This is a genomic window from Vibrio sp. D173a, from assembly GCF_030248475.1.
Window position 1 is genome coordinate 1 of the sequence record NZ_JAHGAH010000396.1, and the last position, 534, is coordinate 534.

1 pseudogene is annotated in these 534 nt (G+C 44.4%); it reads right to left on the reverse strand.

Annotated features, from left to right (window positions below):
* Positions 1-90: 90 nt before the first annotated feature.
* Positions 91-534, reverse strand: a pseudogene (locus KIV40_RS26165) (ketol-acid reductoisomerase); the annotation flags it as partial.

A 534-nucleotide genomic window follows, 5' to 3' on the forward strand; every position in this document is an offset into this window, starting at 1 on the left:
GGCGACCAAGCCTTTTGATTAGATGTTGTGTTTTATTTTGTATTTATTGACTCCAGTCTATCTGGAGTTCTTTACTAACTTGGATAGGAGTTAGCCGCCTACTGCGATGTTCTTCATATCAGTCATGTAACCACGTAGCTCTTCACCAATGTACTCTACTGGGTGGTTACGGATAGCATCATTTACAGCGATAAGAGTCGCATTATCTACTTGGTTAGAAGTTTCACCTAGCCCTTTACCAATTACGTCAGTATTTACTGCTGGCATAAACTTCTCACGTAGAAGCGGTGTTGCTACGTTAGCGAACAGGTAGTTACCATATTCCGCAGTGTCTGAGATAACCACGTTCATCTCGTATAGGCGCTTACGTGCGATAGTGTTCGCAATCAGTGGTAGCTCGTGTAGAGACTCGTAGTAAGCAGACTCATCGATGATGCCAGATGCCGTCATTGCTTCAAACGCTAGCTCAACACCCGCACGAACCATAGCAACCATCAGAATACCGTTGTCGAAGTACTCTTGCTCAGAGATTTC